The organism is Micrococcus lacusdianchii (assembly GCF_023155805.1).
GTDB classification, from domain to species: domain Bacteria; phylum Actinomycetota; class Actinomycetes; order Actinomycetales; family Micrococcaceae; genus Micrococcus; species Micrococcus lacusdianchii.
This window is the reverse complement of record NZ_JAKNUW010000034.1, coordinates 1-9,322: the sequence shown is the minus strand read 5'-3', so window position 1 is coordinate 9,322 and position 9,322 is coordinate 1. Positions and strand designations below refer to the sequence as shown.

The 9,322-nt window shown below is 69.5% G+C and carries 9 protein-coding genes; 3 read left to right on the top strand and 6 right to left on the bottom strand.

Annotated features, from left to right (window positions below; translation table 11 throughout):
* Positions 1-247 precede the first annotated feature (247 nt).
* Together MA879_RS12715 and MA879_RS12710 are read left to right on the top strand one after the other, a co-directional pair.
* Complete coding sequence (locus tag MA879_RS12715) at positions 248-658, top strand: IS3 family transposase (RefSeq protein ID WP_418001256.1); 411 nt, start codon at positions 248-250, stop codon at positions 656-658.
* Between the two features lie 60 nt (positions 659-718).
* Entirely contained in the window at positions 719-1,006 is a 288-nt protein-coding gene (locus MA879_RS12710) for an integrase core domain-containing protein (RefSeq protein ID WP_418001255.1), read from the top strand.
* A 180-nt stretch (positions 1,007-1,186) separates the two neighbouring features.
* Here MA879_RS12710 and MA879_RS11965 read toward each other — a convergent pair whose 3' ends face one another.
* The 5 genes from MA879_RS11965 to MA879_RS11945 all read right to left on the bottom strand — a co-directional run bounded on the left by MA879_RS11965 (position 1,187) and on the right by MA879_RS11945 (position 6,559).
* Positions 1,187-1,897 carry a DUF305 domain-containing protein gene (locus tag MA879_RS11965; protein WP_248126774.1) on the bottom strand — a complete coding sequence of 237 codons (711 nt, stop codon included), beginning with the start codon at positions 1,895-1,897 and terminating at the stop codon, positions 1,187-1,189.
* Positions 1,898-1,956: 59 nt separating this feature from the next.
* Positions 1,957-4,197, bottom strand: coding sequence for a copper-translocating P-type ATPase (locus tag MA879_RS11960; protein ID WP_418001254.1), 2,241 nt, complete (start codon positions 4,195-4,197; stop codon positions 1,957-1,959).
* A gap of 75 nt (positions 4,198-4,272) precedes the next feature.
* Complete coding sequence (locus MA879_RS11955) at positions 4,273-4,602, bottom strand: heavy-metal-associated domain-containing protein (RefSeq protein WP_002854303.1); 330 nt, start codon at positions 4,600-4,602, stop codon at positions 4,273-4,275.
* Between the two features lie 71 nt (positions 4,603-4,673).
* The gene (locus tag MA879_RS11950; protein ID WP_248126771.1) at positions 4,674-5,843 is read right to left on the bottom strand and encodes a sensor histidine kinase; all 1,170 of its coding nucleotides are present in this window, start codon (positions 5,841-5,843) and stop codon (positions 4,674-4,676) included.
* A complete protein-coding gene (locus tag MA879_RS11945) occupies positions 5,840-6,559 on the bottom strand; it encodes a response regulator transcription factor (RefSeq protein ID WP_248126768.1) in 720 nt (239 codons plus the stop codon). The genes MA879_RS11950 and MA879_RS11945 overlap by 4 nt, the downstream gene beginning before the upstream one ends.
* A 156-nt stretch (positions 6,560-6,715) precedes the next feature.
* Between MA879_RS11945 and MA879_RS11940 the strand changes: the two genes are divergently transcribed.
* On the top strand, positions 6,716-7,582 hold the full coding sequence (locus tag MA879_RS11940) for a F510_1955 family glycosylhydrolase (RefSeq protein ID WP_002854299.1): 867 nt from the start codon (positions 6,716-6,718) through the stop codon (positions 7,580-7,582).
* Positions 7,583-7,615: 33 nt separating this feature from the next.
* Here the strand turns inward: MA879_RS11940 and MA879_RS11935 are convergent.
* A protein-coding gene (locus MA879_RS11935) for an IS3 family transposase (protein ID WP_248126765.1) occupies positions 7,616-8,841 on the bottom strand; the annotation gives its coding sequence in 2 pieces (ribosomal slippage) (positions 7,616-8,568 and positions 8,568-8,841; 1,227 coding nt in all).
* Positions 8,842-9,322: the final 481 nt, after the last annotated feature.

Here is a 9,322-nt window from a genome sequence, read left to right as displayed (position 1 = left end):
CTGCGCAGAGAGAACCTCGAGCTGCGCCGCGCGAACGAGATCCTGCGCAAGGCCTCGGCTTTTTTCGCAGCGGAGCCAGGCCGCCCCACGACGAGATGATCGCGTTCATCGATGAACACCGCGATCAATTCGGGGTCGAGGCCATCTGCCGCACCCTGCGTGCGACGCAGTGTGGGTTCATCACCTCGACGTAAGCTACCGCGCCGCGAAGACCAGGCCCGCCTCTGAGCGGTCTGTGCGAGACGCGATGCTTGGGCAGGAGATCCGGCGGGTCCATGTCGCGAACTACAGCGTCTACGGCATCCGAAAGATGCACCACGCGATGGCCCGCGCCGGGTGGGAGATCGGCCGGGACCAGGTCGCCCGACTGATGAAACTTGCCGGCGTGGAAGGGGTTCGGCGCGGACGTAAGCCGATCACCACGAGGCCGACAGGTGAGCCGGATGCCCGTCCTGATCTCGTCGAGCGCCGCTTCACTGCCGAGCGCCCACACCGGCTTTGGGTCGTAAGACATCACCTACGTGCGCACGATCTCGGGGTTCTGCTTGAGTCGCTTTCATCACCGACGTCTACTCCCGGCGCATCGTGGGATGGGCGGTCTCGGGCAGCCTTCATACCGCGGGGCTGCCGTTGCTCGCCCTGGAGCACGCCCTCGTGAGCAGCGGCGCCAGCCGAGGTCGCCAAGGCCTGATCCACCACTCGGACCGCGGCAGTCAGCTTGGCCTACTCGGATGCGCTCATCACGGCGGGGGTGAGCGCCTCGGTGGGCACCGTGGGCGACTCCTACGACAACGCTCTCGCGGAGACCGTGAACGGGCTCTACAAGGCCGAGCTCATCCACTCCAAGCGGGTGTGGGAGTCGACCGAGACGGTGGAGCTGGCCACCATGGGGTGGGTGCACTGGTGGAACACCGCCCGCCTGCATGAGGCCCTTGGCTATCACACTCCCGTGGAGGTTGAGGCGGCTTACACTCACGATCAGGATTCAGCGCCCGTTGCGTCCTGACCTCGGAACGAAACCCAGGGCGCTTCACGTCGAACCAGCCCTAAGGGATGGCCCTCCTGCCGTCGAAGCAGGGGCTGGCCTCACCCAGGGCGGCCCATCATCCGCTGACGGCACCACACCTCCAAGGACGGCCCGTCCACCGAACGGGCCCTCCTTGGGATTGTGGTGCGGCGATGCCGGTCAGGTCGCGGGCAGCTCCTGAAGCATCTGTTCCATCTCGGTGATCTCGGCCTCCTGGTCGGCGATGACCTTTTCGGCCAGGGCCACGGCCTGCGGGTTCTGGCCGTCCTTGGCCTCGTCCTTGGCCATGTCCACGGCGCCCTGGTGGTGGGCGGTCATCTGCTCCAGGTACAACCGGGCGGCCTCGGTGCCCTGGGCCTGCTCCAGGGCGGCCATGTCCTCCTCGGACATCATCCCGGACATCCCGCCGTGGTCCATGCCCTCCATACCGCCCATGTCTCCCATGTCCACGGGGTCTTCACCCCAGGCGGTGAGCATGGCGTTCATGCGCTCGATCTCCGGGCCCTGGGCGTCGATGACCTTCTGGGCGAACTCGGCCACCTCGGCCGGGATCTCATCCTTGGCCAGCAGCATCTCGCTCATCTCCACCGCCTGCTGGTGATGCGGGATCATCATCTGAGCGAACATCACGTCCGCGTCATTGTGCTCGGCGGAGACCTCCTCGGCCGAACCGGTGGCCGAGCTAGTAGCCGATTCCGTGGCGGACGGTGTCGCGGTGGCCGTGGCCGCAGGGGTGGCGGCCGGGGCGGAGCTGGTCGCGGTGGCCGAGGCCTCAGCGCCGGCGTTCTCGTCCTGGGCGCCGGTGCCGCAGGCGGTCAAGGTCAGGGCGGAGGCCAGAGCCAGGGCGGTCAGCGTCATGGTGCGTTTCATGGTGGGTCCTTTCATGGTGGGTTGAGGGTTCACATCAGGGTTCACGCCAAGGGGCGAGATCAGGAAACTGCAGCCGGCTGAAGGGCAGCCTGCGACCGGGGGCGCTCGAGAGGAGCCAGGTGCTCCGGGTCCAGGTTGATCCGGCGCAGCAGTTGGGCGTTGAGGGCGACCACGATGGTGGAGGCGGACATCAGGATCGCGCCCACCGCGGGCGAGAGCACGAACCCGATCGGGGCGAGCACGCCGGCGGCCAGCGGCACGGCGAGCACGTTGTAGCCGGTGGCCCACACCAGGTTCTGGATCATCTTAGTGTAACTGGCCTGGGAGAGCTCGATCATCGACAGCACCGCGCGGGGGTCGTTGCTGGCCAGCACAACGCCGGCGGACTCCATGGCCACGTCGGTGCCGGCGCCGATGGCGATGCCGACCTCGGCCCGCGCCAGTGCCGGGGCGTCGTTGACGCCGTCGCCCACCATGGCCACGGACAATCCCCGGGACTGCAACTCGGTGACCTTGGTGTCCTTGTCCTGGGGAAGGACCTCGGCGAAGACCTCGTCGATGCCCAGGTCCGCCCCGACGGACTCGGCGACCTGGCGGGCATCGCCGGTGATCATCGCGACCTTGACCCCCCGGGCGTGCAGGGCGGCCACGGCGGCCCGGGACTCGGGGCGGACCTTGTCCTCCACGGCGACCGCGCCGATAACGGACCCGTCGCGGACCACATGCAGCACCCCGGCCCCCCGATCCGTCCAGGCCCGGACATCGGCGGCCAGTGCCTCGGGGGTGTCCAGGGTGAGCTCGCGCAGCATGTTCGGCCCGCCGACGAGGACCTCGGCCCCGGCCACGGTGGCCGTGACCCCGCGGCCGGTGGCGGCCTGGAATCCGGTGCCGCGCAGGCCCAACCGGGCGGCCTCGGCATGACTGGTGGCGGCGGTGACGATGGCCCGGGCCACCGGGTGCTCGCTGTCGGCCTCGGCCGCGGCGGCCACCGCCAGCAGTTCTGCCTCGGACACGCCGGGCATCGCGGTGACGGCGGTGACGACGTGGGCGCCCTCGGTCAGGGTGCCGGTCTTGTCGAACAGGACCACGTCGATGGTGCGCATCTGCTCCAGGGCCATCCGGTCCTTGATCAGGACCCCGGACTTGGCGGCCTTCTCCGTGGAGAGGGCGATCACCAGCGGGATGGCCAGGCCCAGGGCGTGCGGGCAGGCGATGACCAGCACGGTCACGGTGCGGGTGACCGCGTCGGTGGGCTGGCCGATCGCGGTCCACACGATCGCGGTGATGATCGCCGCAACCAGGGCGAACCAGAACAGCAGGGCCGCCGCCCGGTCGGCCAAGGCCTGGGCGCGGGAGGAGGATTCCTGGGCGTCGGCGACCATCCGCTGGATCCCGGCCAGGGTCGTGTCGGTCCCGACGGCGGCCACCTTCACCCGCACGGTGTTGTCGGTGGCCACGGTCCCAGCGACCACCGTGTCCCCGGCCTGGCGCAGCACGGGCTTCGACTCCCCGGTGATCATCGCCTCGTCGAACTCCGCGGCACCCTCGAGGATGGTCCCGTCGGCCGGCACGCGGGCCCCGGAGCGCACTAACACGGTGTCCCCGACCGCCAGCTCGCCGACGGGCACGGTCACGGTGTCTCCGTCCACGATCTTCTCGGCCTTCTCCGGCAGCAGCGCCGCCAGCGCGTCCAAGGCGGAGGAGGCCGCGCCCAGGGCGCGCATCTCCATCCAGTGGCCCAGCAGCATGATGACCACCAGCAGCGCCAGCTCCCACCAGAAGTCCAGCATCAGGTCCCCGATGCCCAGGGTCGTGACCCAGGAGGCGACGAAGGCCACCGTGATGGCCATCGCGATCAGCAGCATCATCCCGGGCTGGCGGGCGCGCAACTCGGTCAGCCCGCCCTTCAGGAAGGGCATGCCGCCATAGAGGTAGATCACGGTGCCCAGCACCGGGGCGATCCACGCCGAGCCCGGGAACTCGGGGACGTGGTAGCCCAGCAGCTGCCCGACCATGTGGCTGAAGAACACCACCGGGATGGAGAGCACCAGTGAGACCCAGAACCGGTTCTTGAACATCGCGGTGGAATGCCCGGCATGCTGACCGTGGTCGTGGACCTGGTGGTCCTCGTCCAGGGCCGAGTGGGCGTGGCCCTGGGGCATGGCCTGCCCGTGGGTGGCCGCGTCCGCGGGGTGGTGGGCGGCATGGTCGGTGTGGTTGGCGTGGCCGGCGTGGGGGTTCGGGTCTGGGCGTTCGGCGGTCTGGTCGGTGGGGTGATCGTGGTGGTGCGGGGTGCTCATGGTGTTCCTTCTGCTCGGCGGTCTGTTCGGCGACCGGCTCGGCGGTGGGGCGCCGACCTCGAGGGGATGGGTCGGTTAGATCCGGACGCGGTAGCCGGCCGCTTCGATGGCCGTCCGCACGGAGTCCGCGGAGGCGGGCCCGGTCACGGTGACGGGGGAGGCCCCGCCGGCGACCAGTTCGACCCGGACATCGTCCACCCCGTCCAGGGCGCTCACGGCCTCGGCGACGGAGCCCACGCAGTGTCCGCAGGTCATGCCCTCCACCTGGTAGGTCGCGTCGCCGGCGCTCGTCCCGGTTGGGTCGGCACTCTGGTGCCCGGCGGGGGCGGTGGCGTCGGCGGCTGGGGCGCAGCACGAGCAGCCGTTGGTGGCCCCCGGCAGTGGGGTGCGGGCGGATTCGGTCATGACGGTCTCCTTCAGGTCTGAGGGCGGCGCCGGACGGCGCCTCTCCTCTTGGTATATACCCCCCGAGGGTATCATTCAAGGGGTGGAGCGCCGGTGTTCACGGTGGATAAACGGGTGCGCCGGTAGGTGGGCTGGTCGGGGGGCTGCTTGGTGGGCAGGTCGATGGTGAACGTCGCCCCGGCCGTGGTGGAGGTGGCGCTCAAGGTGCCGCCGTGGGTCTGGATGAGAGCTCGGGAGATGGCCAGGCCGACCCCGGAGCCGCCGTGGTCACGGTCGCGGGCGGTGTCCCCGCGGTAGAAGCGTTCGCAGACGTGCGGCAGGTGCTCGGGAGAGATCCCCTCCCCGGTGTCGGTGACGCTGAGCGTGACCCCGGACGGGCTTTGTCGGGCCTCGAGGGTGACCCGGCCCCCGGCCGGGGTGTGGCGCAGGGCGTTGGTGAGCAGGTTGCCCAGGACCTGGCCCATGCGCTGGCGGTCCACGTCCACGGCCAGGCCCGGATCGGCGTCCATGGTCAGGGCCACGCCCTTGGTGGCGTAGGCCTCCTTGTGGGCCTCAGTCGCGGCATGCAGCAGCCCGCTGACCCCTTGGGGGCTGCGGTCCAGTTCGATCCGGCCCTCCTCGGCGCGGGAGACGTCGTTGATGTCCTCCACCAGCCGGGTCAACCGGGCCAGCTGCTCGCCCATCAGCTCACCGGTGGGCTCGTCCCAGTGGGACACCCCGTCTTGCAGGGCCTCGTGGTAGACGGTCAGCACGGAGACGGGGGTGCGCAGTTCGTGGGCCAGGTCCGAGAGCATCCGTCGACGGGTGTCCTCGGTGCGCTGAAGCCGTGCGGCCATGGTGTTGAAAGACCCTGCGAGCTCCTCCACCTCGGTGCCGGCGCCCATGGCCGGCACGCGGGTGTCGTACCGTCCACCGGCCATGGCCTTGGCCGCCTGGGTCAGGGCGTTGATCGGACTCTGGGTCCGGCGGGCGACATGCCAGGTCAATGCCAGACAACAGATCAAGGCCGTGGCCAGGGCCACGCCCAGGGTCCAGAAATTGGCGTCCCGGTAGGCCTGCTCCACGTGCAGCACCTGGGCTGCATCGTGTCCGGCCCCGGCCTGTTCCAGGTGCTCGTGGAACAGTGGTGGGCCGGCCAGGGAGGCCACCACCACCGCGGCCAGCACGCTGGCCCCCACCACCAGCAGCTGGGCGAGGAAGAACCGGGCCGCTAATCCTTGGTAGCGCCGCCGGCCGGTCATTGCTCCGCCATCCGGTAGCCGACCCCGCGGACGGTGTCGATATAGCGGACCGGGCCCGCGTCGAGCTTGCGGCGCAGGTTCTTGATGTGCACGTCCACGAGCCGTTCATCGCCCACCCAGGCCGGGTCCCAGACGATATCGATCAGCTGGCGCCGGGAGAAGGCCTGGTGCGGGCGCCCCGACAAGGCGGCCAGCAGGTCGAACTCCGTGCGCGTTAGTTGCACCACCTGGCCCGACACGCGGGCCTCGTGGGCGGCCAGGTCGATGACCAGGTCACCGCAGACCCGTTCCGGTTCGGGGGCTGACACCGTTGTGCGCGGCCGGCGCATGACCGCCCCCACCCGGGCGACCAGCTCCCGGACGCTGAAGGGTTTGGTGATGTAGTCATCGGCCCCCACCGCCAATCCCTCCAACCGGTGGTGCTCATCGCCGCGGGCGGTGAGCATCAGCACATAGCACTCGGAGAAGGCCCGCACCCGCCGGCACACCTCGATCCCGTCCAGCCCGGGCAGGCCCAGGTCCAGGACCATCACGTCGGGCTCGTGAACCCGGGCGGCCTGCACTGCGGCCGGGCCGGTGTGGGTGAGGGCCACCTCGTAGCCGGCCCGCTCCAGGTAGGTGGCCACCATGCGCGCCAGCGGCTTCTCGTCATCGACCACCAACACCCGGCCGGCCGCCGGACCAGTCCCAGTGCCAGTGCCAGTGCCAGAGTTCATGGGTCCAGTCTCGCTCTGTCTCGCGCCCCGGCGGCTCAGAACGGTGCCGGGGCGGGGAATCTTCATCGAATCTTCAAGGCAAACCGCCCCATCCTGGCGCGTCACCGGCCGACAATGGTAGAAGCCCCGCCTTTTGGCCCGGGGCGGAAAGGCTCCATGACCCCCCTGACCCGCAGAACCCTGATCGCCGGCGGGCTGACCCTGCTCGGCGCTGGCACCCTCACCGCCTGCGCCGCGCCGAACCCCGCGACATCCCCGGCGGCCGGCACCGGCACGCAGGGCACCGGCACGGCCATCACCCACGTCCATGCCCTCACCCGGGACCCCGAGTCCGGTGAGGTGCTGCTGGCCACCCACCAGGGCCTGTTCCGGCTCCAGGACGGGGAGCTGACCCAGGTCGGTCCGGTCGTGGACTTCATGGGTTTCACCCTGACTCCCGAGGGCCGCTACCTGGCCTCGGGTCACCCCGCGCCGCGCACCGACCTGCCCGAGCCGCTGGGCCTGGCCGAGTCCACCGACCGGGGCCAGAGCTGGACGGTGCTCTCCCGCGGCGGCGCATCCGATTTCCACGCCCTGGCCGCCGGCCCGAACGGGGTCCTCGGCTTCGATGGGCAACTGCGCGCCAGCACCGACGGCCTCACCTGGCAGAGCCTTGAGATCCCCGTCGCCCCGGCATCGCTGGCGATCTCCCCCCAAACCGGGACCGTGCTGGCCACCACCGAAACCGGCATGTTGCGCTCGACCGACCACGGCGCGACCTGGACCACCCTGGACACCCCCCAGCTGATGCACCTGGTCGCCTGGGCCGATGACACCACCGCCGTGGGCGCCGGCACCGAAGGACACCTGCTGACCAGCACCGACGCCGGCGACACCTGGACCGCCAGCGACCGCCCGGTCGGCACGGCCACCGCCCTGGGAACGGGCATCACCGACGACGGGCAGACCGAAGCACTGCTGGTCGTCGGCTCGACCGTGCTGTCCACCACGGACGGCGGGAACACCACCGAATCGCTGCTGTAACCTCCTTGAAGCGCCCTGGGTTTCGTTCCGTGGTCAGGACGCAACGGGCGCTGAGTCCTGGTCGTGAGTGTAGGCCGCCTCGACCTCCGCGGGCGTGCGATAGCCCAGGGCCTCATGCAGGCGGGAGGTGTTCCACCAGTGCACCCACCCCATGGTGGCCAGCTCGACCGCCTCGACGGACTCCCAGAGCCGCTTGGCATGGATGAGCTCGGCCGTGTAAAGGCCGTTCACGCTCTCGGCCAGGGCGTTGTCAAAGCTGTCGCCCACGGTGCCGACCGAGGCGCTCACCCCGGCGGTGATGAGCGCGTCGGAGTAGGCCAAGTTGACGTACTGGGCGGGTCGGTCCGAGTGGTGGATCAGGCCCTGCCGGCCCCGGCTGGCTCCCGTGCTCAACAGGGCGTGCTCCAGGGCCAGCAGCGGCAGCCCCGCGGTATGGAGGGACGCAGAGACGGCCCACCCCACGATCTTCCGGGAGCAGACGTCGGTGATGAACGCGACGTAACAGAAGCCCGTCAGGATCCTGACGTAGGTGATGTCAGCGACCCAGAGCTGATTCGGGCGCTCGGCGATGAACTTGCGTTCCACCAAGTCAGGGCGGGCATCCGGCTCCCGAGCAGGCTTTGTCGTGACGGGCTTGCGGCCACGCCGAACCCCCTCGAGGCCGGCTTCCCTCATGAGCCGGGCGACTTGGTCCCGACCGATCTCCCACCCAGCGCGGCGCATCGCGTGGTGCATCTTCCGCACCCCGTAGACGCTGTAGTTCTCGGCATGGATCCGCTTGAGCTCCTCCAGGAGCAGGACGTCTCGCAGGGCCCTCTCGGAGGCAGGCCGTCTCTTCGCTGCGCGGTAGCCGCGAGAGGTGATGAACCCACACTCCGTCGCGCTGAGCACGCGGCAGATGGCCTCGACCCCGAACTGATCGCGGTGTTCGTCGATGAACCGGATCATCTCGTCGTAGGGCGGTCGAGTTCCCTGGCGAAAAAAGCCGAGGCGGCTTTGAGGATCTCGTTCGCTCGCCGGGCCTCGGCGAGCTCACGCTTGAGGCGCTTGTTTTCCTCCTGCATGCTCTCGCCGGCAGGCACTGGTGCTGCCTGGTGGCCGTGGCGGTTGCACCACATCCGCAGGGTCTCCTCGCCGACGCCGACTTGCGGGGCGATGGCCCGGATCGAGTGTGAGCGAGGCCCTCCCTGGGTGGCTTGGCGTTCGAGGACCATCCGCACGGCGCGTTCACGCAGCTCGGGGCTGTACTTCTTGGGCATGTTCCGATTCTCCTTCAGTTGGATCGGAACGAAACCCAGGGCGCTTCAATCGCGCGAGTACTCATCCCGACCTCACGTAGAGACAGGACGACGTCGTGCCGGTCCTCCAGAGGCGGACGCAAGTGCAGACTCCCGAACTCTCGCGTGACGTACTCGTCCCAAGAGCCATACCCAAGAGCGGTCCACGCCCGTCCCGTGTAAGCGGCACGGATCAAGTGGTAGATGGACTCCATGCCGGTCCTGATCTGGTCGGTCAGGTCCCGTGCAGCCTTCTGCGTGAGATCAGCCATCTGCGACTTCTCCGCCGGTGTTCGAGCACTCATAGGGCGACCGCTTCGTCGCGCTCGAACGTCACTAGGTGTTGTGGGTCATGAGGTTCTTGGCACGAGGCCCGGGCTGAGATGAGACGAGCGGGCCCCGCCCGGCAGGATGGAAGTTCCTCAACAACCCATCCGCTGGAAAGAGCCCGCTCATGACCCAC